The 20,210-nt window shown below is 73.2% G+C and carries 25 protein-coding genes; 19 read left to right on the top strand and 6 right to left on the bottom strand.

The annotated features are described in order from the left end of the window. The first annotated feature begins 83 nt into the window (after positions 1-83). The 10 genes from ACFVXK_RS16455 (at position 84) to ACFVXK_RS16410 (ending at position 7,073) form a co-directional block, all read left to right on the top strand. Positions 84-167 (top strand): putative leader peptide, encoded by an 84-nt coding sequence (locus tag ACFVXK_RS16455; RefSeq protein WP_350206375.1) that lies wholly within the window; start codon positions 84-86, stop codon positions 165-167. Between the two features lie 197 nt (positions 168-364). After that, positions 365-1,210, top strand: coding sequence for a sulfurtransferase (locus ACFVXK_RS16450; RefSeq protein ID WP_007265475.1), 846 nt, complete (start codon positions 365-367; stop codon positions 1,208-1,210). Positions 1,211-1,256: 46 nt separating this feature from the next. Beyond that, positions 1,257-1,547, top strand: a complete 291-nt coding sequence (locus ACFVXK_RS16445; RefSeq protein ID WP_030030422.1) for a DUF1416 domain-containing protein — start codon at positions 1,257-1,259, stop codon at positions 1,545-1,547. Positions 1,548-1,675: 128 nt separating this feature from the next. After that, the gene (locus ACFVXK_RS16440) at positions 1,676-1,942 is read left to right on the top strand and encodes a DUF3099 domain-containing protein (RefSeq protein ID WP_042813060.1); all 267 of its coding nucleotides are present in this window, start codon (positions 1,676-1,678) and stop codon (positions 1,940-1,942) included. A 116-nt stretch (positions 1,943-2,058) separates the two neighbouring features. Beyond that, positions 2,059-2,802, top strand: coding sequence for a hypothetical protein (locus tag ACFVXK_RS16435; RefSeq protein WP_389612214.1), 744 nt, complete (start codon positions 2,059-2,061; stop codon positions 2,800-2,802). Beyond that, complete coding sequence (locus ACFVXK_RS16430) at positions 2,799-3,743, top strand: hypothetical protein (protein ID WP_389612212.1); 945 nt, start codon at positions 2,799-2,801, stop codon at positions 3,741-3,743. Before ACFVXK_RS16435 ends, ACFVXK_RS16430 begins: the two co-directional genes overlap by 4 nt. Next, the gene (locus ACFVXK_RS16425) at positions 3,740-4,687 is read left to right on the top strand and encodes a hypothetical protein (RefSeq protein WP_389612210.1); all 948 of its coding nucleotides are present in this window, start codon (positions 3,740-3,742) and stop codon (positions 4,685-4,687) included. Before ACFVXK_RS16430 ends, ACFVXK_RS16425 begins: the two co-directional genes overlap by 4 nt. Before the next feature lie 267 nt (positions 4,688-4,954). Next, complete coding sequence (locus ACFVXK_RS16420) at positions 4,955-5,527, top strand: FABP family protein (protein ID WP_389612208.1); 573 nt, start codon at positions 4,955-4,957, stop codon at positions 5,525-5,527. A gap of 70 nt (positions 5,528-5,597) precedes the next feature. Next, complete coding sequence (locus tag ACFVXK_RS16415) at positions 5,598-6,053, top strand: Fur family transcriptional regulator (protein ID WP_389612206.1); 456 nt, start codon at positions 5,598-5,600, stop codon at positions 6,051-6,053. Between the two features lie 51 nt (positions 6,054-6,104). Beyond that, the gene (locus ACFVXK_RS16410; RefSeq protein ID WP_389612204.1) at positions 6,105-7,073 is read left to right on the top strand and encodes a YgfZ/GcvT domain-containing protein; all 969 of its coding nucleotides are present in this window, start codon (positions 6,105-6,107) and stop codon (positions 7,071-7,073) included. A 13-nt stretch (positions 7,074-7,086) separates the two neighbouring features. Here ACFVXK_RS16410 and dtd read toward each other — a convergent pair whose 3' ends face one another. Then, a complete protein-coding gene (gene dtd / locus ACFVXK_RS16405; RefSeq protein ID WP_042813065.1) occupies positions 7,087-7,512 on the bottom strand; it encodes a D-aminoacyl-tRNA deacylase in 426 nt (141 codons plus the stop codon). A gap of 132 nt (positions 7,513-7,644) precedes the next feature. Between dtd and ACFVXK_RS16400 the strand changes: the two genes are divergently transcribed. From ACFVXK_RS16400 to ACFVXK_RS16390, 3 genes are all read left to right on the top strand, one after another. Continuing rightward, positions 7,645-8,244, top strand: a complete 600-nt coding sequence (locus ACFVXK_RS16400) for an AmfC protein (protein ID WP_389612202.1) — start codon at positions 7,645-7,647, stop codon at positions 8,242-8,244. A gap of 66 nt (positions 8,245-8,310) precedes the next feature. Further along, positions 8,311-9,555, top strand: coding sequence for a GNAT family N-acetyltransferase (locus ACFVXK_RS16395; RefSeq protein WP_389612200.1), 1,245 nt, complete (start codon positions 8,311-8,313; stop codon positions 9,553-9,555). A gap of 20 nt (positions 9,556-9,575) precedes the next feature. Next, positions 9,576-10,406, top strand: coding sequence for a putative protein N(5)-glutamine methyltransferase (locus ACFVXK_RS16390; RefSeq protein WP_389612198.1), 831 nt, complete (start codon positions 9,576-9,578; stop codon positions 10,404-10,406). On the opposite strand, the gene ACFVXK_RS16385 is transcribed toward ACFVXK_RS16390, so the two are convergent. After that, the gene (locus tag ACFVXK_RS16385) at positions 10,403-11,197 is read right to left on the bottom strand and encodes an SDR family oxidoreductase (protein ID WP_389612196.1); all 795 of its coding nucleotides are present in this window, start codon (positions 11,195-11,197) and stop codon (positions 10,403-10,405) included. The two genes, ACFVXK_RS16390 and ACFVXK_RS16385, sit on opposite strands and share 4 nt — an antisense overlap. Positions 11,198-11,312: 115 nt before the next feature. Between ACFVXK_RS16385 and ACFVXK_RS16380 the strand changes: the two genes are divergently transcribed. Next, positions 11,313-12,230 (top strand): sigma-70 family RNA polymerase sigma factor, encoded by a 918-nt coding sequence (locus tag ACFVXK_RS16380; RefSeq protein ID WP_389612194.1) that lies wholly within the window; start codon positions 11,313-11,315, stop codon positions 12,228-12,230. 49 nt (positions 12,231-12,279) lie between these two features. Here the strand turns inward: ACFVXK_RS16380 and ACFVXK_RS16375 are convergent, their stop codons facing one another. Next, on the bottom strand, positions 12,280-12,618 hold the full coding sequence (locus ACFVXK_RS16375; RefSeq protein WP_389612192.1) for a DoxX family protein: 339 nt from the start codon (positions 12,616-12,618) through the stop codon (positions 12,280-12,282). 178 nt (positions 12,619-12,796) lie between these two features. Between ACFVXK_RS16375 and ACFVXK_RS16370 the strand changes: the two genes are divergently transcribed. The 3 genes from ACFVXK_RS16370 to ACFVXK_RS16360 all read left to right on the top strand — a co-directional run bounded on the left by ACFVXK_RS16370 (position 12,797) and on the right by ACFVXK_RS16360 (position 14,242). Then, complete coding sequence (locus tag ACFVXK_RS16370) at positions 12,797-13,183, top strand: helix-turn-helix transcriptional regulator (RefSeq protein ID WP_362147653.1); 387 nt, start codon at positions 12,797-12,799, stop codon at positions 13,181-13,183. A 22-nt stretch (positions 13,184-13,205) separates the two neighbouring features. Then, positions 13,206-13,784 (top strand): hypothetical protein, encoded by a 579-nt coding sequence (locus ACFVXK_RS16365; protein WP_389612190.1) that lies wholly within the window; start codon positions 13,206-13,208, stop codon positions 13,782-13,784. 116 nt (positions 13,785-13,900) lie between these two features. Next, a complete protein-coding gene (locus tag ACFVXK_RS16360; protein WP_042809690.1) occupies positions 13,901-14,242 on the top strand; it encodes a DUF2516 family protein in 342 nt (113 codons plus the stop codon). Here ACFVXK_RS16360 and ACFVXK_RS16355 read toward each other — a convergent pair. The 3 genes from ACFVXK_RS16355 to ACFVXK_RS16345 all read right to left on the bottom strand — a co-directional run bounded on the left by ACFVXK_RS16355 (position 14,224) and on the right by ACFVXK_RS16345 (position 18,037). Next, positions 14,224-15,489, bottom strand: a complete 1,266-nt coding sequence (locus ACFVXK_RS16355; protein WP_389612188.1) for a PP2C family protein-serine/threonine phosphatase — start codon at positions 15,487-15,489, stop codon at positions 14,224-14,226. The genes ACFVXK_RS16360 and ACFVXK_RS16355 overlap by 19 nt on opposite strands. Before the next feature lie 408 nt (positions 15,490-15,897). Continuing rightward, on the bottom strand, positions 15,898-17,004 hold the full coding sequence (locus ACFVXK_RS16350; RefSeq protein ID WP_389612186.1) for a C40 family peptidase: 1,107 nt from the start codon (positions 17,002-17,004) through the stop codon (positions 15,898-15,900). Positions 17,005-17,224: 220 nt separating this feature from the next. Next, entirely contained in the window at positions 17,225-18,037 is an 813-nt protein-coding gene (locus ACFVXK_RS16345; protein ID WP_389612185.1) for a class I SAM-dependent methyltransferase, read from the bottom strand. Positions 18,038-18,259: 222 nt separating this feature from the next. Between ACFVXK_RS16345 and mshA the strand changes: the two genes are divergently transcribed. Together mshA and ACFVXK_RS16335 are read left to right on the top strand one after the other, a co-directional pair. Continuing rightward, on the top strand, positions 18,260-19,642 hold the full coding sequence (mshA, locus tag ACFVXK_RS16340; RefSeq protein WP_389612184.1) for a D-inositol-3-phosphate glycosyltransferase: 1,383 nt from the start codon (positions 18,260-18,262) through the stop codon (positions 19,640-19,642). Continuing rightward, complete coding sequence (locus ACFVXK_RS16335; protein WP_389612183.1) at positions 19,635-20,120, top strand: YbjN domain-containing protein; 486 nt, start codon at positions 19,635-19,637, stop codon at positions 20,118-20,120. The genes mshA and ACFVXK_RS16335 overlap by 8 nt, the downstream gene beginning before the upstream one ends. The last annotated feature ends 90 nt before the right edge of the window (positions 20,121-20,210 follow it).

Raw genomic sequence — 20,210 nt, 5'->3', positions numbered from 1 at the left:
CTCATCCCGCCATTCGGACGATCCTGTCTCGCCATATGACACGCCGGTGACAGGGCGGCCGGTTCGTCCCTACGATCCTGGCTATGAAGCATCAGCAGGCGGACCTCACGAAGCGGCGGGCAGTAGACCTGTGTCGCGTCGCCGCCATGCTCTGTCGCTCCATGTGAGGCGTGAGCCTTCCCGCTCCGCCGGCCGGACCGACGGCCCTTCATCCCGCGTGACCGCACCGCACCTGTCTCCCGCCCCTGACGCCTCCCCGCGCAGGGCCCAAGAGCCACCCCCGGAACGGCCGCACGCACAGCAACGCCAAGCCCCACCGCAGCACAGCACAGCCCCGCCGCACACTGCCCCGGAGGAGATCACCATGAGCCGCAGCGACGTCCTCGTAGACGCCGACTGGGTCGAAGCCCACCTGAACGACGCCAACGTCGTGATCGTCGAGGTGGACGAGGACACGTCCGCGTACGACAAGAACCACATCACGAACGCCGTCCGGATCGACTGGAAGCAGGACCTCCAGGACCCGGTCCGCCGTGACTTCGTGGACCAGGAGGGCTTCGAGAAGCTCCTGTCCGCCAAGGGCATCTCCAACGACGACACCGTCGTCCTCTACGGCGGCAACAACAACTGGTTCGCGTCCTACGCCTACTGGTACTTCAAGCTCTACGGCCACCAGGACGTCAAGCTCCTCGACGGCGGCCGCAAGAAGTGGGAGCTCGACTCCCGCGACCTGGTCGACGGCAAGGACGTCCCGAACCGCCCGGCCACCGAGTACAAGGCCAAGGCCCAGGACACCTCCATCCGCGCCTTCCGCGACGACGTCGTGGCCGCGATCGGCTCCCTGAACCTGGTCGACGTCCGTTCGCCCGACGAGTTCTCCGGCAAGCTGCTCGCCCCGGCGCACCTCCCGCAGGAGCAGTCGCAGCGCCCCGGCCACGTGCCGAGCGCCCGCAACATCCCGTGGTCGAAGAACGCCAACGACGACGGCACCTTCAAGTCCGACGAGGAGCTGACCGCCCTCTACGAGGCCGAGCAGGTCGACCTCGCGAAGGACACCATCGCCTACTGCCGCATCGGTGAGCGCTCCGCGCTCACGTGGTTCGTGCTGCACGAGCTCCTGGGCCAGGAGAACGTCAAGAACTACGACGGCTCGTGGACCGAGTACGGCTCGCTCGTCGGCGTGCCGATCGAGCTCGGCCCCAACAAGTAATCCCGCCCGCGCAGCGGCAGAACCTCTCCAGGACAGGACAGAGAACATGTGTGGAGCACAGATCGGCGGGCCCGACCTCGCGACGCTCAAGCCCGGTGAGACCGCGATCCAGGGCCAGGTGACCAAGGACGGCGAGCCCGTCAGCGGCTACGTGCGGCTGCTGGACTCGACCGGCGAGTTCACCGCCGAGGTCCCGACCTCCGCGACCGGCCAGTTCCGCTTCTACGCGGCCACCGGCTCGTGGACGCTGCGTGCGCTGGTGCCCGGCGCCCAGGCCGACCGCGCCGTCGTGGTCGCCGAGGCCGGCGGCGTGACGGACGTCGCCATCGCGGTCTGACGCACGACCGCACCGCTGTACCGGCCGAAGGGCCGCACCCCAGGGGGTTGGACGCCACTGGAACGGGGTGCGGCCCTTCGCGCCGTCCGCGCCCTTGTGTTCGCGGGGGCCGGTCCTAGGCTGGAGGTATGTACGCCCGGCGTCGGCGCGCCTACTTCCTGCTCATGGGCGGATGCCTGTTCCTCTTCGTCTCCGCCTGGTCCTTCGTACGCCTCTTCTCGGTACCGGCGGCGGTCGCGCTGTGCGTGGTCGCGATGGTCATCCCGCCGGTCGCGGCGATGGTCGCGAACCGGCGCGGGCCGGACGACCGCTGGTGGGACGATCCGTCGGGGGACCCGAAGTCCGACGAATGGTGGGACGAACTGGACGGGAAGCGGCGGCCGCCCGAGGATTGAACGCGTTCGAGATAAAAGCGTAATAAGGATGCGTACAACGTCCCTGACCCGCATGGTGTCTTGGATGTGCGCGGGCGAACGCTCCCGCGCCTCCAGGTCTGTGGGGGGACCCCATTTTGGAAAACGAACAGCCGCCACCGCGCGCCCCGCGCCGCCGCGGCCGCACGACCGCCCTGATCGCCGCCGCCCTCGTCCTCGGCGCCCTCGCCGGCACGGTCACGGGCTACGCGATCCAGTCCGGCCGCAAGCCCACGCCCCTTCCGCCACTGGCCCAGCAGAAGCTGGACACCCCGAAGGCGCAGGCGCCGAACGACGCCACGACGGCCAAGTCGATCAACGCCAACCGCTGGCACAAGACGGACGACGACCTCACGAAGCTGCTGGTCGAGGCACCGGGCGGGGCGAAGCTGGAGGCCGACGGCTACGAGACGCCCGACGCCTTCGCGACCGGTTTCAAGGAGCCGGACAGGGCTCTGCGCGGCTACCTGAAGGACGGGATCCGCCGCATCGCCACGCGGGCGTGGAGCCAGGACGACGTGGTCGTGGAGGTCCGGCTCATACAGTTCCGCGACTTCTCCGGGGCGGCCGGCTACCAGCAGGGTCAGGGCAGGTACATGCCCGGCAAGGAGTACGCGGGTAACCCCGGCTCCGCCGTCCCGGGTGTGGACCCGGGGGCCGGGCACCTCTGGATCGATTCCGAGACGCACGAGGAGCCCGGGTTCTATCCGGTCCGGGTGGCTCGCGCCCTCGTCCGCCGGGGTGACGTCGTCCTGGACGTCCACTACATCGACACGCGCGGCGGCAAGATCGCCGAGAGCGACGTCCTCGACCTGGTCAAGCGACAGCTGGAGCGACTGTGACCGAGCCGCAGACCCACACCGAGGCCCAGACCGGGCCTCAGACCGAGCCGCAGGCCGCGACCCCGGCCGAGCCGCAGACCGGGGCTCAGGCCGAGAGCCAGGCCGAGTCGCAGACCGAGTCTCAGGCCGCGACCCCGGTCGAGCCGCAGGCCGAGGGCCAGGCCGGGATTGCCGAGGCCCCCGCCCCCGTCGGGCCCGCGCCCGCGGTGAACCGCCGCAAGCGGGTCGCCGTGATCGCCCTGGCCGCGGTCGCCGCACTCCTCGCCGGCGGCGGGGTCTGGGCGGCCTCCGCCCTCGCCGACGCCGACCGGACCGCGCCGACCGCCTACTGGGTCGAGGCCGGCGGCAAGCTCCCCTCGGCCCAGAACGCCGCGCCGGTGCCGGCCAACGAACTCACCGGCAAACTCCTGCCCCTCCCGTCCGGTTTCGAGCCGGGCCCCGACCTCGGGGGCGACGGGCACGATTTCTACGCGTCCGGGGAGAAGGCGGCCGAGGCCTTCACGGAGGCCCGCAAGGGGCTGTCGGACACCGAGCGCAAGAAGCGCGACGACATGCTGGCGGACCTGAAGCTCAAGGGCCTGGCCGCCCGGACCTACGCCGCCACCGGCGGCAGCATGGTCGTCGAGATCCGGCTCATGCAGGCCGACCCGAAGGCGGTGGGCGCGTTCTCGGAGGTCTCCAAGAAGCTCCTCGACCTCACGGGCGACGACCGCGACGCCCCCAAGGTCGACGGCTACCCGGACGCCAAGTGCTCCCTGCTGGCCGTGGGCGAGCGCAACAAGGAGAAGCTCGACTCCCTCTACTGCGTGGCCGTCCAGGGCGACGTGCTGGTCAGCCTCCGCGCCTACGGGCCCAAGGATCAGGGCCTCTCGAAGCTCGAGGCCACCGGCTTCCTCAAGAACCAGCTGTCCCGCCTGAAGTCCCCCGGGGAGTCCGTGTGACCGAGCAGAACACCACCGCAGCCGCCCCGCCCCCGGCGGACGCGGCCCCCGAAACCCCCGAGGCATCCGCGGCCCCCGCGGCCGCCGACACCCCGGCGGAGCCTGCCCCGGCGGCCGCCGGGGCCCCGCCGGCCGGGGCGGTGCCCGAGGCCGCCCAGGGGCCCGCGGTCCTCCGGGCGCCCGGCGCGCCCCAGGACCGCCGTGCCCTGCGCGCCGCCCTGCGCTGGACCGCCGCCGTGCTCGTCTTCGCCGCCGCCGGCGCGGGCACCGCGTACGGGATCACCCGGGCCGAGCGGACCGACGTCCCCGGCCTGTCCACGAAGAGCGACGGCCGCTGGACCTACCCGGCGCTGGCCAAGCCCGTGCTGCCGCCCGGCGCGCCGGTGCCGTTCGCCGTGGACAACCTGGACGGCGTCCACTACGCCGACCTCACCCAGCTGACCCTGCCCGCCCCCGTCGGTTCCACCCCCGACGCCGGGCTCAAGCTGGAGAAGGACTCGGCCGTCACCGTCGACACCTTCCTGGAGGAGTACGACGCCTCCGCGCGCGAGAAGATGAAGCAGGGGTTCACCGACAGCGGGCTGCGCCAGATCGTCGCCCGCGGCTGGACCACCCCCGACGGCACGCGCACCCGGGTCTACCTCCTGCGCTTCCCCGCCTCCGGGTTCGCGGACACCTTCACGGGCTGTGGCGTCGACCTGAACGGCGTCAAGGGCACCGAGCCGGACCCCGTCTGGGACAAGGCGCACACGGGACAGCCGGCCCCCGAGCCCGACGGCATCACCGTGCTCCAGGAATCCGTCCCCTTCGGCGACGAGCAGACCCGCGTCGGCTGCGTCCAGTCGGGTGACGTCCAGGCCCTGATCCTCCAGAACCGCAAGGGCGGCGCCGGAGCCGTCCCGCTGCACCAGGCGGTGATCCTCCAGCGCCAGCTGCTGCGCTGAGCCCGGCGGGGCCGGTTCGGCCCACCTCGCACAGTGCGCCGGTCCCCGGGCCAGTAGGCTTGGGGACCGGCCCCGTCCACCCGCACCGAATCCTCCGAGGAGCACCCCGTGCTTGAGGCTTTCTTCACCTCCCTGCTGGTCCTGGTCTGCGTCGGCGTCCTCGCCTTCACCGGCCTCGCCGTCAAGAAGCTCTACCAGGGTCAGCGCTAACAGCCGACCGGCCGACCGCCCCGGAACCCCTCCCACAGATCGCCTGAGCAGCCAACCATGATCCAGATCCCGTCCGACCTGAACCCGGGTCTCGTCCCCCTCGCCTTCCTCCTCGGCACCTGGGAAGGCGCCGGCGTGTTCGACTTCCCCGGCGAGGAGAAGTGCAACTTCGGCCAGGAAGTCGTCTTCAGCCACGACGGCCGGGACTTCCTGGAGTACACCTCCCACTCCTGGGTGCTCGACGCCGAAGGCAACAAGGTGCGTCCGCTGGAGTCCGAGTCGGGCTACTGGCGCATCGACAAGGACCGCAAGGTCGAGATCGTCATGGTCCGCGACCAGGGCGTGGTAGAGGTCTGGTACGGCGAGCTCGCCGACCAGAAGCCGCAGATCGACCTCGTCACCGACGCGGTGGCCCGCACCGCCGCCTCCGGCCCGTACAGCGGCGGCAAGCGCCTCTACGGGTACGTCAAGAGCGACCTGATGTGGGTCGGCGAGAAGGCGACCCCCGACGTCGAGCTGCGCCCGTACATGTCGGCCCAGCTGAAGAAGGTCGTCACCCCGGAGGAGATCGCCGACATGGCGCGCAACCTCCCCGAGCTCCCGGAAGACGGCATCGCCTTCTTCCGCTGAGCCGCACGCGACGCGTACGAAGGGGACCGCGGCAGGGCCGCGGTCCCCTTCGCGCGCTTACACTGGCCGGGTGGTGACCACCGACTGGAAGAGTGACCTGCGGCAGCGCGGATACCGGCTGACGCCCCAGCGCCAGCTCGTGCTGGAAGCGGTCGACGCCCTGGAGCACGCGACCCCCGACGAGATCCTCGCCGAAGTGCGCAAGACGGCCTCCGGCGTCAACATCTCCACCGTCTACCGCACGCTGGAGCTCCTGGAGGAGCTCAAGCTGGTCTCGCACGCCCACCTCGGGCACGGGGCGCCCACCTACCACCTCGCCGACCGGCACCACCACATCCACCTCGTCTGCCGCGACTGCACCGGGGTGATCGAGGCCGACCTCGACATCGCCGCCGACTTCACGGCGAAACTGCGCACCACCTTCGGCTTCGAGACCGACATGAAGCACTTCGCCATCTTCGGCCTGTGCGAGCAGTGCGCCGCCCGCCGCCGCGAGACCCCCGCCCCGGGCCAGGCCGACGCGTAGCGCCCCCGGTGCGCCCTGGGAGCCCGCGGGCGGGGTCGTAGGCTTGGTGGCATGACCAGCAGCCCCTTGCTCCATCTTCCCGGCGCCGTAGCGGCCGAAGGCCGTGACGAGGGCGTCGCCGCCCACTACGGAGAGCTCTACGGCGAACAGCGCGCCCTCGCCGACGGCCGAGGCTTCGTCGACCTCTCCCACCGCGGGGTCGTCACCGTCACCGGCCAGGACCGGCTCGCCTGGCTGCACCTGCTGATCACCCAGCACGTCACGGCACTCCCGCCCGGGCAGGCCACCGAGGCGCTGATCCTCTCCGCCAACGGGCACATCGAGCACCAGCTCCTCCTCGTCGACGACGGCGAGACCACCTGGGCGCACGTCGAGCCCGGCACCCAGGAGGCGCTGATCGGCTACCTGGAGTCGATGAAGTTCTTCTACCGCGTCGAAGTCGCCGACCGCACCGCCGACTTCGCCGTCGTCCACCTGCCGGCCGGCTCCATCGCCGAGACCGACAAGGAGTCCGTGGTCCGCGAGACCGCGTACGGCCGCGACGTGTTCCTCCCGCGCGAGCGGCTGGAGGCCTTCGCCGCCGAGCACGGCCCCGCCGCCGGACTCCTCGCCTACGAGGCCCTGCGCGTCGAGGCGCACCGCCCGCGGCTGGGCCTGGAGACCGACCACCGCACCATCCCGCACGAGATCGGCCTCATCGGCACCGCCGTGCACCTCCAGAAGGGCTGCTACCGCGGCCAGGAGACCGTCGCCCGCGTCCACAACCTGGGGAAGCCCCCGCGCCGCCTGGTCTTCCTGCACCTCGACGGCTCCGAGGTGCTGCTCCCGCCGCACGGCGCGCCCGTACGGCTCGCCGCCGACGGGGAGGACGGCCGCCAGCTCGGCTTCGTCACCACCGCCGTGCGCCACCACGAGCTCGGGCCGATCGCCCTCGCGCTGGTCAAGCGGAACGTTCCGGTGGACGCCCCGCTGCTGGCCGGCACCACCCCGGCCGCGCAGGAGGTCGTCGTAGCGCCGTAAGAGCGGCGGCCCCCTAGACGTCGATGACGAGGGTGAACGGGCCGTGGTTGGTCAGCGAGACCCGCATGTCCGCGCCGAACCGGCCCGTCGCCACCGTCGCGCCCAGCGCCCGCAGCTGCGCCACGACCTCGTCCACCAGCGGCTCGGCCACCGGCCCGGGCGCGGCCGCGTTCCAGGTGGGGCGGCGGCCCTTGCGGGCGTCCCCGTAGAGCGTGAACTGGGAGATCACCAGCAGCGGCGCGTCCACGTCGCTGCAGGACTTCTCCGCCTCCAGGATCCGCACCGACCACAGCTTGCGGGCCAGCACCGCCGCCTTCTCCGGGGTGTCGTCGTGGGTCACCCCCACCAGCACGCACAGTCCCTCGCCGACGATCTCGCCGACCGTCTCGCCGGCCACGACGACGCTCGCGCCGTCCACCCTCTGCACCACTGCTCGCATACCACCTGTGTACCAGGCGTGCACCCGTCCGGGGCCGATCGGGTGGCGTGGGACTGCGTCCGCACCACGGAGAGTGGCACCATGCCTGCAGGCGGTGCCTCCAGCACCGGTCGAGGGGATGGACACGAAACGATGAACACCTCCGGTACCTCCGCAGCCGCACCCGCGTCACCCGACGACGCGCCCGCGTCCGCACCCCAGGTACGGCCGCCCGCGCAGCGCACCGGCGACCCCGAGGGGCCGACCACCCCCGCCGGTACCCCCGCCGCCGCGCTCGGACTGCCCGAGCTGAGAGCCCTGCGCCGCGACGCCCAGCGCGACGAGGCCGACCTCAGCTACGTCCGCAGGCTCCTGCACGGCCGCATCGACATCCTGCGCGCCGAGCTCGCCCGCCGGACGGACCCCGAGGCGCCGGTGGTGGACCGGCTCTCGGAGATCCTCGCCGACGCCCCGTCGAGCCGCAGCGCCTCGGCCCGGCACGTCACGCTCGGCACCCCGCACAACGAGGAGTTCCGGCTGCTGGCGGCCGAGATGCTCTCGGACGTGGAGCTGTCGGACCTGGACGCGCGCACGGACGCCGAGCTCCACGAGGCGATGGCCCGGCTGGTGCGCTACGAGCAGCAGGTCTCGCGGCGCCGCCAGCAGCTCCAGCGGACGGCGGACGACTCCAGCGCGGAGATCACCCGGCGCTACCGGGAGGGTGAGGCGCAGGTGGACGACCTGCTGGCGTGAGGGGACCTGAAGGGCGGCCCTAAATTCGGGCGACTGGGCCGGGTGCGGCGGTTAGCGTGACCGGATATGAGTGCTGACATCCGTCCGATCGCCGAATCCGAACTCCCCGAGTGGATGCGGGCCCTGGACACGGGCTTCCTGGTGCCGGTCCCGGTCCACGAGCCCGACGTGGCCATGCGCAGCAAGTACTGGGACCTCGCCCGTACCCAGGGCGCGTTCGACTCCCGTACCGGCCGCTGCGTGGCGACCTTCCGTTCCTTCCCGCAGCAGCTGACCGTCCCCGGCGGCGCGTCCGTCCCCTCCAGCGCCGTCACCAACGTCAGCGTGACCGCCACCCACCGCCGTCAGGGCCTGCTGACCCGGATGATGGCCGCCGAGCTGACGGCGGCCAAGGAGCGCGGCGACGTCGTCTCCACCCTGATCGCCGCCGAATACCCGATCTACGGCCGCTACGGGTACGGGGCCGCCACCACCATCGCCGAATGGGAGGTCGACGTCGCGCGCAGCGGCCTCGACCCCCGCGGCTCCGGCCCCGGCGACGGCGGCCGCATCGACCTGGTCGACGCCGCCGAGGCCCGGGAGACAGGTCCCGGCCTGCACGAGCGGCTCAGCGCGGCCGTGCACGGCGCGGTCGCCCGCGACGACCGCAAGTGGAACCTCCTCACCGGGGTGGAGGCGCCCCAGGACCGCCCCTACAAGCACAGGTTCTTCGCCGTCTACCGGGACGCGTCGGGTGAGCCGGCCGGTATGGCGGCGTACACGGCCGACGACCGCTGGACGGACGAGAAGCGTCCCGAGAACACCCTCAAGGTCATGGACCTGATCGCGGTGACCCCGGCCGCGGAGCGCGCCCTGTGGCGGTTCCTGTGCTCGATCGACTGGGTGCTGAAGGTCCGCACCGGCTACCGCGCCCCCGACGACCTCCTCCCGCTGCTGCTGCCGGACCCGCGCGCGGCCCGGCTGGTGACCTCGGCCGACTTCATGTGGCTGCGCCTGCTCGACGTGGAACGGGCCCTGTCCGCGCGGACGTACGCCGCGCCCGGGGTGCTCGTGCTGGAGGTCGAGGACGCGGCCGGGCTCGCGGACGGCCGGTACCGGCTGGACGCCGCGGCCGGCACGTGCGCCCGTACGGAGGACCCGGCCGACCTGCGGCTGGACGTGTCCGCGCTCGGTTCGCTCTACCTGGGCGACGAGTCGGCGGTGCGGCTGGCGGCGCTGGGGCGGCTGGCCGAGGAGCGGGCCGGGGCGGCGGCGCTGGCCGACGCGGTGTTCCGCACCGCCCGCCGGCCCTGGTGCCCGGACGTCTTCTGACCGGCCCGAGGAGGGGACACGTGACATCGATCGTCGAGCGGCTGCGCGCGGCGGGCTGCGTCTTCGCGGAGGAGGAGGCCGAGCTGCTGACCGCGGCCGCCTCCGGGGACGCCGGCCGGCTGGAGGGCCTGGTGGCCCGGCGGGTGCGGGGGGAGCCGCTGGAGCACGTCGTCGGCTGGGCGGAGTTCTGCGGGCTGCGCGTGGAGGTCGGCGCGGGGGCGTTCGTACCGCGCCGGCGCAGTGAGTTCCTCGCCGGGGAGGCGGTGGCGCTGGCCCGGCCGGGCGCCGTGGTCCTGGACCTGTGCTGCGGGGTGGGCGCCCTCGGTGCCGCGGTGGCCTCCCAGGTGCCGGGCGGGGTCGAGCTGCACGCGGCCGACATCGACCCGGCCGCGCTGGCGTACGCCCGGCGCAACGTGGCCCCGTACGGGGGAGCGGTCTGGGAGGGCGACCTGTACGGGGCGCTCCCGGCGGGGCTGCTCGGGCGGGTGGACGTCCTGGTGGTCAACGCCCCGTACGTGCCGACGGGGGAGATCGGGCTGATGCCGCCGGAGGCCCGGGTGCACGAGCCGCACGTCTCCCTCGACGGGGGCGAGGACGGCCTGGACGTCCACCGCCGGATCGCGGCGCAGGCCCTGCGCTGGCTGGCCCCGGGCGGCCACCTGCTGATCGAGACCAGCGCCCGGCAGGCACCGCTGACGGCGTCCGCGTTGACGGCGGGGGGTCTCGCGGTCCGGGCGGCCACGTCGGAGGAGCTCCACGCGACGGTCGTGATCGGGGCGGCGCCGGCGGGGCGGCGGGGCGTCCAGGCAGTCCAGGGAGTCGAGGGAGTCGAGGGCGTCCAGGGCCGCTAGGCGGCGAGGCGTTCGGCGAGGAAGGCCTCCCAGGTGCGCTCGCCCAGCACCGCGCCGTCGAGGGAGAGGTTGTCCCCGGCGCGGTAGGCGCGGCCGGCCTTCCCGGGCATCCGGACGGGCATCATCAGGCGCCGCTTGCCGAGGGCCCGCAGGTAGTCGCGGCTGAGGTCGCCGAGGGTGTGGACGTCGGGCCCGGCGAGGTCGGCGACCAGCCCGGCGGGCTTGCCGAGGGCCAGTTCGACGAGCCGGGCCGCGACGTCCCGGGAGTCGACGGGCTGCCAGCGCACCCCGCCGGGGACCGGGACCACGGGCAGCTTGGCGAGCTTCTCGGCGACGGTCAGGGCCAGTTCGTGGAACTGGGCGGCGCGCAGGGTGGTCCAGGGGAGCCCGGATCCGGAGACGGCCCGTTCCGCTTCGAGCTTGGTCCGGAACCAGCCGAGGGGGACGGTGTCGGCGCCGATGACGGAGACCAGGACGAGGTGGCGGACTCCGGCGTCCTTCGCGGCGCGCACCAGGTTGTGGGCGGCGACGTCGTCGCCCTTGGGGCCGCCGGCCAGGTGCAGGACCGTTTCGACGCCGTCGAGGGCGGCGTCGAGTCCCTCGTCGCGGATCAGGTCGCCGCGTACGGAGGTGATGCCGGGGTCGGCGTCGCCGGCGGCGGGGCGGGCGCTCCGGCTGAGGATCCGTACGGGGACACCGGCCGCGCGCAGCAGCGGTACGACGAGGCTGCCGAGGGTTCCGGTGCCGCCGGTGACGAGGAGGGGGCGGGGGGATCCGGTCGTGTCCGTCATCTGGGTCATCTCCGATCGATGGGACGGAAGTTGACGTCCCGGGCTTGAACCCGTTCGATTTCACGGGGGTGTGCGGTCTACTGCCCTGACCCGCAGTGAGGAAGGAATGTGACAGGTGGACGAGAACTCGTCGTCGAAGAATCCGACGGACTTGGCGGACCTGACCGCGCGCTTCGAGGAGCACCGCGGTCACCTGAAGGCGGTGTCCTACCGGATGCTCGGCTCGCTGGCCGAGGCCGACGACGCCCTCCAGGAGACGTGGCTGCGGCTGGAGCGCACCGACGTGAGCGAGGTGGAGAACCTCGGCGGGTGGCTGACCACCGTGATCTCGCGGATCTGCCTGAACATGCTGCGCTCGCGCGAGCAGCGGCGTGAGGACCCGATGGAGCGGCTGGAGACGCGGATCCCGGACCCGCTGATCCGCTCCGAGCGCCGGATCGACCCGGAGCAGGAGGTGATGCTGGCCGACTCGGTGGGGCTGGCGCTGATGGTGGTGATGGAGTCGCTGTCGCCGGCGGAGCGGCTGGCGTTCGTCCTGCACGACATGTTCGCGGTGCCGTTCGAGGAGATCGCCCCGCTGGTCGAGAAGACCTCGGCGGCCACCCGTCAGCTGGCCAGCCGGGCCCGTCGCAAGGTGCAGGGCCAGGCCCCGGCTCCCGACAAGGACCTCGCGCGCCAGCGGGAGGCGGTGGACGCGTTCTTCGCGGCCGCGCGGGACGGGAAGTTCGAGGCGCTGCTGTCGGTGCTCGACCCGGACGTGGTGCTGCGTTCGGACGGCGGGGCGGGCGGTGCGCTCACCGTGGTGCTCACGGGTGCGCGGACGGTGGCGGGCCAGGCGGTCACCTACAGCTCGCTGGTGCCGTTCGTCCGCCCGGCGCTGATCAACGGCGCCGCGGGGGTCGTGGTGGTCCGCAAGGACCGGGCCGTGTCGGTCATGGCCTTCACGGTCGTGGAGGGGCGGATCGTCGCGATCGACGTCCTGTCGGACCCGGAGCGCCTGGGCGCGCTGGACCTGACGTCGCTGGAGGACTGAGCTCCCGCTGTTTCCGGGGCCCGGGCCGTCGTCGGCCCCGGCCCCGGTCTCAGACCAGGGCCAGGACGGCGACGGCGGGGGCGGCGTAGATCAGCGGGAAGGCGACGTGTGCGTACGAGCGGGCCCGCAGGACGGTGACGACGGCGCCGGTGAAGTAGAGCACCAGGCCGATCGCGGCGGCGATCCCGATGGCGGGGACGGCGAAACCGGCGAGGAGCCCGAGGGCGCCGGCGACCTTGGCGGTGCCGAGGAAGGTCCACATCCCCTTCGGGACGCCGTACTCGACGAGCGGCTCGGTGACGAACTTGGCTCCGCGGAAGATCGAGATGCCGGAGAACCCGGCCATGAAGGCGGCGACGAGGGTGAGGACGGTGGCGGTGGTGGACATCGGGGGCTCCTTCGGTGGGGGCGGTTCCGTCGGCGCTCTCTCGCGTCCGACACCCCTCTGACCCGCCGCCGCGCGCGGATGTGACAGCCGGGCGGAGATCTTTTCCGACGACCTCGGTAACGGATACTCCTGCAAGCAAGCGCTTGCAATAGTTAGCAGGGTGCGGCAGGATCGGAGCATGGCATCGCTCAACGTCGGGAACCTCGGCGAATACCTCCGCGAGCAGCGGCGGCAGGCCCAGCTCTCGCTGCGCCAGCTGGCCGACGCGGCGGGGGTGTCGAACCCCTACCTGAGCCAGATCGAGCGCGGGCTGCGCAAGCCGAGCGCGGACATCCTCCAGCAGCTGGCCAAGGCGCTGCGGATCTCCGCCGAGACCCTGTACGTGCAGGCCGGGATCCTCGACGAGCGGGACCGGGACGAGGTGGAGACGCGGGCCGTCATCCTCTCCGACCCGTCGATCAACGAGCGGCAGAAGCAGGTGCTGCTCCAGATCTACGACGCGTTCCGCAAGGAGAACGCGGCGGACGAACCGGCCGCCGACGGCGCGGTGCCACCCACGAACTGACCGGATCCGGGAGGACCCGCACATGGCCATCGCCGATGACCTGAAGAAGACCCTCACCGACCCCACCCCCCTCTACTTCGCCGCCGGCACCGCCGACCTGGCCCTCCAGCAGGCCCGGAAGGTGCCCGGCCTGATCGAGCAGCTGCGCGCCGAGGCCCCGGCCCGGATCGAGGCCGTGCTCGACACCGACCCCAAGGTCGTGCAGGAGAAGGCCAAGGTGGCCCAGGAGGCCGTCACGGCCCGGGTCGTCGAGGTGATCGGGGCGATCGACCCGAAGAAGCTGGGCGAGACCGCACAGGACCTGGCGCTGCGCGGGGTCGGCGTGGCCGCCGAGTACGCCGTCCGGGCCAAGGAGACCTACGACAAGGTCGCCGAGCACGGGGAGCAGGCCGTCCGCGCCTGGCGCGGCGAGGTCGCCGACGAGATCGTCGACATCGCCGAGGCCGTCGAGCCGGAGCCGGCGGCTGCGGCGCAGGACGCCCCGGCGGAGGCTTCCGCGGAGGCGCCCGCCGAGGCCGAGGAGAAGCCCGCGGCCAAGAAGCCCGCCGCGCGCCGCAACGGGACCAGGAAGGCCGCCGCCGAGGCGGCCGACGAGAGCTGACCGGTCCGCGGTCGAACCGGGCACCCGTGGGGTGTCCGGTTCGTTCTCGTTTCGGAAGGCGGATCGGGCGGTAGCGTGGAATCAGAAGTGCTGGATGCGAGAAGGCGGTCGAGACGATGCTGATGCAGGGGTTCGATAACGGGGTCCTCCCGTTGCTCGGCTACGCCATGCTGGCGCTCGCCGTCGTGGCCTTCGTCCTCGCGCTGCTGGCGCGCGAGGACGCCTACCGCGCGGCGGACAAGCAGACCAAGACCTTCTGGCTGGTCATCCTGGGTGTCACGGTCCTGGTGGACTTCTTCCTCGGGATGCTGTTCCTGCAGATCGCGGGCCTGGTGGCGTCCATCGTGTTCTTCGTCGACGTCCGCCCCGCCCTCAAGCAGGTCTCGGGCGGCGGCAACCGCCGCCGGGGCGGCAGCAGCAGCGACGGCCCGTACGGCCCCTACAACGGCGGCCGCTGACCTCGCGAGAGCAGGACGAGGGCCACGTCGTCGGTGAGCTCGCCGCCGTTGAGGCGGCGGGCCTCGGTGACGGAGGCCTCCAGCAGGTCCTCGCCGGTGAGCCCGTCCGCCAGATGCCGGTTGATCATGTCGACCATCCCGTCCTGGCCGAGGCGCTCGCGGCCCTCGCCGATCCGGCCCTCGATGAGGCCGTCCGTGTAGAGCATCAGGCTCCAGGTCCCGCCCAGGTCCACCTGGCGGCGGGGCCAGCGGGCCCGGGGGAGCAGCCCGAGCGCCGGGCCGCTGTTCTCGTACGGCAGCAGCCGCGCCGCCCGGCCGGGGCGCGAGACCAGCGGGGCCGGGTGGCCGGCCAGGCACAGGCCCGCGCGGCGGCCGTCGGGGGAGATGTCCACCGTGCACAGGGTCGCGAAGATCTCCTCGCAGGGCCGCTCCACCTCCAGGACCTCCTGGAGGGTGGCGAGCAGGTCGTCGCCGCAGAGCCCGGCCAGGGTCAGCGCGCGCCAGGCGATGCGCAGCTCCACGCCGAGGGCGGCCTCGTCGGGGCCGTGGCCGCAGACGTCGCCGATCATGGCGTGGACGGTGCCGTCGGGGGTGCGGACCGCGTCGTAGAAGTCGCCGCCGAGGAGGGCCCGGCTGCGGCCGGGGCGGTAGCGGGCGGCGAAGCGGAGGCCGGATCCGTCGAGGAGGGGGGTGGGGAGCAGTCCGCGTTCGAGGCGGGCGTTCTCCTGGGCCCGAAGTTTCGATTCTGCAAGCTTGTACTGCGCGATGTCGGCCCGCTTTCTCTCCACGGCGTAGCGGATGGCGCGGCTGAGGAGCCGTCCGTCGAGCTCGTCGCGGAAGAGGAAGTCCTGGGCGCCGACCCGGACGGCCTCTGCGGCGCGTTCGGCGTCGGCCTCGGCGGTGAGCACGAGCACGGCGTGGCGGGGGGCGATACGGAGGACCTCGCGCAGGGCGCCGAGGCCGTCGTCGCCGGGGCCGGGGCCCGGGCCGGGTCCGGGGCCGGGCAGGGCGAGGTCGAGCAGCACGCAGTGCACGTCGGGCGTGAGCAGCCGGGCGGCCTCGGTGAGGTTGCGGGCGGTGCGGAGCCGGATGCGCTGGCCGTCGGCGTCGAGGATCTCGGGGACGGTGAGACCGCCTGGGTCGTCTTCGACGACCAGCAGGGTCAGCGGGGCCGCCGCCGTCTGGGGGGCGGGGCCGCCGTTCTCCGGGGCGGGGGTTTCCCTCTGCCGCGGTACAGGTACGGGCATCGTCTCCGGTTCCTTGCCTCCCCCCGGAAGTGCGCTCATGCCGGGACCCTAGCGGGCGGGGGTGGGGCGGGGGAATGCCGAAACGGACGGCGGCCCGCGCCATATACCCCCATCCCGGCGGAAACCCGCCCACCCGGGATGACCAACGTCACGACCCGGGCGCCCCGGCCCGAGACCCCGGTCACAGCACGCGGCCCCCGAGCCGGCCGCGGCACCTCCCGGCGGTGGCCGGGGCGGTGCGAGCGCACCGGGCGCGCCGCGCGGACCGGGGGTCCGGGGCTTGCCCCGGTGAGCGGGAGAGGGGCGGGTAGGGGACCCGGCCCCGCGCAGCGGAACCGGTCGCGCGGGGCGGCGCGGGGTGTCCGGGGGCGGTGGCGCCCCCGGCCCGCGGAACCGCCCGGCCAGGGCTTACGCGTCGGGCCGGACCACGGCCTTGATCGGCATCGACCCCGCCCCGGCCATCGTCACGTTCCGCCCCGGCCGCGGCGCGTGCACGATCGCCCCGTCCCCGACGTACATCCCGACATGGCTCGCGTCGTCGAAGTAGATGATCAGGTCCCCGGGCCGCATGTCCTTCAGTGCGACCTTCGGCAGCAGCCGCAGCTGCTCCTGTGAGGTGCGCGGGATCGGCCGCCCCGCCGCCAGCCACGCCTGCGAGGTCAGCCCCGAGCAGTCGTAGGAGCCCGGGCCCTCCGCGCCCCACACGTACGGCTTGCCCATCTGCGCGGTGGCGAACTGCACCGCCCTCTTCCCCGCGTCCGAGGCCAGGCCCTTGACGTCCTTCATCGCGCCCGACGACAGCCACGCCGTCTGCGCCTGGTACTGGGCGTCCTGCTCCAGCTGGATCAGCCGGGCCTTCTCCTCGGCCGCCAGCTTGCTCTCCAGGTCCTCCGCCGCCTTGATCTTGCCCTCGATCTCCTTCTTGGCGGCTTCCTTCTTGACCCGGTTGTCCTCCATCTTCTGCCAGACCGCGCCCGCGTCCTTCGCGTACCGCTCCAAGTCGGCCTGGGTGCGGTTCAGTTCCGCCAGGAGGTCCGTGGTGGCCTTCTCGCCCTGCCGCAGCCGGCCCGCCCCGTCGAGGAACTCCGACGGGCTGCCGCTCAGCGCGAGCTGCGCGCCCGGCGGCAGGCCGCCCGAGCGGTACTGGGCGCGGGCGGCGGCGCCCGCGCGGTTCTTCAGGGTGGCGATCCGGTCCTGGCCCGCCACCACCAGGTTGGCGATCTGCACGATCCGCTCGGACTGCGCCTTCGTCTCGCTCTCCGCGAGGTTGTAGGCGTCCGTCGCGCTGCCGGCCTGCCGGTAGAGGTCCTCTATCTCCTTGCGGACCTGCTCCAGGGTCTTGCCGCCCGGCTCCGGCGCGGGAGCCGACGGGGCAGACGGGGCCGCGGGTGCGGACGGGGCGGCGGACGCCGTGCCCGCCGCGAGACCGGGGGCCGCCAGTATCGCCATCGCGCACAGCAGCGTCAGGGCGGACGCCCCCCTACGGCGCGACGACGCTCGCTTCACGGTCCCCATGGCTCCCCCAGGCGCCCCGAGCCAGAGCCGACGTCAGCGGAACCACTGGACATCAGATCTGACTATTCGTCAGTAACTTCGCACTGCCTCCGGGATGGTGCCACGAACCGGCGAAATCCAACACCCTCCGGATTCCGCTCCGATCATGACCGGCCACGCACCGTCCACCCCGCACGACTCAACGGGCCGCCCCCATCCCCGGTTCCCGACACCGCGAGTTTCACCCCGCCGGGCGCAACGCCTCCCACCGCACCGTCAGTTCCCCCTGCCTCCACCGCACCGGCCCGTCCGCCAGCGGCCAGTCCACGGCCAGCGCCCGCGCCGTCCGGATCCACCGCTGCCGCGCCCCGTACGAGGCGTACGGCGCCGCCGCCGCCCACGCCCGGTCGAAGTCCCGCAGGAACGCGTGCACCGGCTCCCCCGGCACGTTCCGGTGGATCAGCGCCTTCGGCAGCCGCTCCGCCAGGTCCGAGGGACGCTCCAGCGAACCCAGCCGCGTCGCGAACGTCACCGTCCGGGGCCCCTCCGGCCCCAGCGCCACCCACACGTGCCGCCGCCCGATCTCGTCGCAGGTCCCCTCCACCAGCAGCCCCTCCGGAGCCAGCCGCGCACGCAACCGCTCCCAGACCGCCTCGACCTGCTCCTCCTCGTACTGCCGCAGCACGTTCGCCGCCCGGATCAGCGCCGGCCGCTCCCCGCCCTCCAGCGGCACCTCGAACCCCCCGTGCCGGAAACTCAGCCCCTCCCGCTCGTACGGCTTCGCCCCCGCCACCCGCGCCGGCTCGATCTCGATCCCCACCACCCGCACCCCGGGCGCCGCCTCCCGCAGCCGCGCCAGCAGCTCCACCGCCGTCCACGGCGCCGCCCCGTACCCCAGGTCCACCGCCACCGGAGCCTCCGCCCGGCGCAGCGCGGCCCCGTGCACGGCGGCGATCCAGCGGTCCATCCGGCGCAGCCGGTTCGGGTTCGTCGTCCCGCGCGTCACGGTGCCCACGGGGCGCTTGGGCGGTGGCGGAGTGCTGCGGGAGACCATGCGCCGAGCGTAAGCGGAGCGCCCGGCCCGCAAAAAAATCAGGCGTCCCGGGCAGGAAGTTGCCGCGCCCCGGAATGCGGGGGACGGCCATCCGGGTTGCACTCCTTGCAGGGCGCCGCGCGCGCTCCCGCACGCATGCCGTCAACGCCCCACACCGTGCCGCCCCACCGGCACACCGCACAGCCCGCCGTCCGCGCGATCCGAGCGAGAGGAACTGCTCCCTTGAGCCAGTACGTGTCCCGCCTCGGCGGCAGCATCAGCGGTCGCATCGCCGCCGCCCGCGGTGCCCGCCAGGACGCGCCCCGCCTGCGCCTCCCGGCCGTCGGCCACCACCGCAAGCCCCGCCGCGTCGCCATGCTCAGCGTGCACACCTCACCGCTGCACCAGCCCGGCACCGGCGACGCCGGCGGTATGAACGTCTACATCGTGGAGCTGGCCCGCCGCCTCGCCGCGATCAACATCGAGGTGGAGATCTTCACCCGGGCCACCACCGGCGGCCTGCCGCCCGTCGTCGAGCTCGCCCCCGGCGTCCTCGTCCGGCACGTGGACGCCGGACCCTACGAGGGCCTCGCCAAGGAGGAGCTGCCCGCCCAGCTGTGCGCCTTCACCCACGGCGTCATGCAGGCCTGGGCCGGCCACCGCCCCGGCTACTACGACCTCGTCCACTCCCACTACTGGCTCTCCGGCCACGTCGGCTGGCTCGCCGCCGAACGCTGGGGCGTCCCCCTCGTCCACGCCATGCACACCATGGCCAAGGTCAAGAACGCCGCGCTCGCCGAGGGAGACACCCCCGAGCCCGCCGCCCGCGTCATCGGCGAGACCCAGATCGTCGCCGCCGCCGACCGGCTGATCGCCAACACCGCCGAAGAGGCCGACGAACTCGTCCGCCACTACGAGGCCGACCCCGGCAAGGTCGCCGTCGTCCACCCCGGCGTCAACCTCGACCGCTTCACCACGGGCGACGGCCGCGCCGCCGCCCGCGCCCGCCTCGGCCTGCCGCAGGACGCCGTGATCCCGCTCTTCGCGGGCCGCATCCAGCCCCTCAAGGCCCCCGACATCCTGCTGCGCGCCGTCGCCGAGCTCGTCGACCGCGACCCCGCGCTGCGCGGCCGCCTCTTCGTCCCCGTCGTCGGCGGCCCCAGCGGCAGCGGCCTCGCCAAGCCGGAGGGGCTGCAGAAGCTCGCCGCGAGACTCGGCATCACCGACCTCGTCCACTTCCACCCGCCGGTGGCCCAGGACCAGCTCGCCGACTGGTTCCGGGCGGCGTCCGTGCTGGTCATGCCGTCCTACAACGAGTCCTTCGGGCTGGTCGCCATCGAGGCCCAGGCCACGGGCACGCCCGTCCTCGCGGCGGCCGTCGGAGGCCTGCCCGTCGCCGTCGACGACGGCGTCACCGGCATCCTCGTGCCCGGCCACGACCCCGTCGACTACGCCCGCGCCCTGCGCCGCTTCGTCGACGAACCCGGCCTCACGGACCGCATGGGCGCCGCCGCAGCCCGGCACGCCCAGCACTTCGGCTGGGACACCGCCGCGAGCGGCACCGCCGACGTGTACACCGCAGCGATGCACGATCACCGCCGTCGCGTACGCTCCCACCATGGCTGACACCGCCGCGATCATCGAGTCCACGCTGGCCGGCGCCGAGCTGAGCTGGGAATCCCCCCGGCCGGACACGTACGTCGTCCAGCTGCCCGGCACCCGCAAGCTGAGCACGACGTGCTCACTGCGCATCGGCCGCCACTCCCTGTCGCTGAACGCCTTCGTGATCCGCCACCCCGACGAGAACGAGGCGGGCGTCCACCGCTGGCTGCTGGAACGCAACCTCAAGCTGTACGGGATGGCGTACGCGGTCGACCCGCTTGGCGACGTCTACCTCACGGCGCGGCTCCCCCTCTCGGTGGTCACCCCGGACGACCTGGACCGGCTCCTCGGCACGGTCCTGGAGGCGGCGGACGGGGCCTTCAACACCCTGCTGGAGCTGGGGTTCGCGAGCGCGATCCGGCGGGAGTACGAATGGCGCACGTCACGGGGCGAGCCCACCCACAACCTGGACGCCTTCAAACACCTGACCCGCCCCTCCTGACGCCGATACCGGACGCTCCGCGCCCGGTCGCCACAAACGCCGGCGGGGCTGTTCACAGCCCCGCCGGCGTTTGTGGCGCGGGGGTCTGGG

The sequence above is a fragment of the Streptomyces sp. NPDC058157 genome, from assembly GCF_042884105.1.
GTDB lineage: Bacteria > Actinomycetota > Actinomycetes > Streptomycetales > Streptomycetaceae > Streptomyces.
This window is presented reverse-complemented; position numbering and strand designations above follow the sequence as displayed.

Excerpts from the sequence above, each read along its gene's own strand:
- ACFVXK_RS16335 (WP_389612183.1), top strand. The coding sequence starts at position 19,635 with ATGGCTGACACCGCCGCGATCATCGAGTCCACGCTGGCCGGCGCCGAG.
- ACFVXK_RS16370 (WP_362147653.1), top strand. The coding sequence starts at position 12,797 with ATGGCATCGCTCAACGTCGGGAACCTCGGCGAATACCTCCGCGAGCAG.
- ACFVXK_RS16350 (WP_389612186.1), bottom strand. The coding sequence starts at position 17,004 with ATGGGGACCGTGAAGCGAGCGTCGTCGCGCCGTAGGGGGGCGTCCGCC.
- ACFVXK_RS16400 (WP_389612202.1), top strand. The coding sequence starts at position 7,645 with ATGAACACCTCCGGTACCTCCGCAGCCGCACCCGCGTCACCCGACGAC.
- ACFVXK_RS16345 (WP_389612185.1), bottom strand. The coding sequence starts at position 18,037 with ATGGTCTCCCGCAGCACTCCGCCACCGCCCAAGCGCCCCGTGGGCACC.
- ACFVXK_RS16455 (WP_350206375.1), top strand. The coding sequence starts at position 84 with ATGAAGCATCAGCAGGCGGACCTCACGAAGCGGCGGGCAGTAGACCTG.
- ACFVXK_RS16360 (WP_042809690.1), top strand. The coding sequence starts at position 13,901 with ATGCTGATGCAGGGGTTCGATAACGGGGTCCTCCCGTTGCTCGGCTAC.
- ACFVXK_RS16375 (WP_389612192.1), bottom strand. The coding sequence starts at position 12,618 with ATGTCCACCACCGCCACCGTCCTCACCCTCGTCGCCGCCTTCATGGCC.
- ACFVXK_RS16385 (WP_389612196.1), bottom strand. The coding sequence starts at position 11,197 with ATGACGGACACGACCGGATCCCCCCGCCCCCTCCTCGTCACCGGCGGC.
- ACFVXK_RS16355 (WP_389612188.1), bottom strand. The coding sequence starts at position 15,489 with ATGCCCGTACCTGTACCGCGGCAGAGGGAAACCCCCGCCCCGGAGAAC.
- ACFVXK_RS16395 (WP_389612200.1), top strand. The coding sequence starts at position 8,311 with ATGAGTGCTGACATCCGTCCGATCGCCGAATCCGAACTCCCCGAGTGG.
- ACFVXK_RS16410 (WP_389612204.1), top strand. The coding sequence starts at position 6,105 with ATGACCAGCAGCCCCTTGCTCCATCTTCCCGGCGCCGTAGCGGCCGAA.
- ACFVXK_RS16440 (WP_042813060.1), top strand. The coding sequence starts at position 1,676 with ATGTACGCCCGGCGTCGGCGCGCCTACTTCCTGCTCATGGGCGGATGC.
- ACFVXK_RS16450 (WP_007265475.1), top strand. The coding sequence starts at position 365 with ATGAGCCGCAGCGACGTCCTCGTAGACGCCGACTGGGTCGAAGCCCAC.
- ACFVXK_RS16365 (WP_389612190.1), top strand. The coding sequence starts at position 13,206 with ATGGCCATCGCCGATGACCTGAAGAAGACCCTCACCGACCCCACCCCC.
- dtd (WP_042813065.1), bottom strand. The coding sequence starts at position 7,512 with ATGCGAGCAGTGGTGCAGAGGGTGGACGGCGCGAGCGTCGTCGTGGCC.
- ACFVXK_RS16445 (WP_030030422.1), top strand. The coding sequence starts at position 1,257 with ATGTGTGGAGCACAGATCGGCGGGCCCGACCTCGCGACGCTCAAGCCC.
- ACFVXK_RS16420 (WP_389612208.1), top strand. The coding sequence starts at position 4,955 with ATGATCCAGATCCCGTCCGACCTGAACCCGGGTCTCGTCCCCCTCGCC.